Origin of the sequence: Staphylococcus pasteuri (genome assembly GCF_030547725.1) — a bacterium.
Taxonomy (GTDB): Bacteria; Bacillota; Bacilli; order Staphylococcales; family Staphylococcaceae; genus Staphylococcus; species Staphylococcus pasteuri.
In genome coordinates this window covers 1-247 of record NZ_JAUOQO010000715.1, presented here as the reverse complement: position 1 = coordinate 247, position 247 = coordinate 1, and the positions used below count along the sequence as shown (strand labels likewise).

The window sequence follows — 247 nt, the reverse complement described above, 5'->3', positions numbered from 1 at the left end:
CAAACAATGTTTACACAGTTGGATTAAGCTTCTGTTAAATTGAGCTTTTTTAGCTTGCCAGAGCGCTTTCGCTAGCTTCAAAGTTATAAATATCTTTTCGATAATGCAAACCGCCAGAGCCATCAAACCACGAAGTAAAATAAACGAGATAAACAGGGACCTTTTGCCTTAAAGGCACCCATTTGGGCTCTCCTTTAGCAATCAAGTGCTGTTTATACTGATCACTATAACCGGCTTGTTTTAACAA

1 protein-coding gene is annotated in these 247 nt (G+C 38.5%); it reads right to left on the bottom strand.

Annotated elements, in window-relative coordinates; all coding sequences use genetic code 11:
• Positions 1–49 precede the first annotated feature (49 nt).
• Positions 50–247, bottom strand: a 198-nt coding sequence (locus Q4528_RS15245; RefSeq protein ID WP_303522545.1) for a hypothetical protein, incomplete at its 5' end; no start/stop codon positions are given.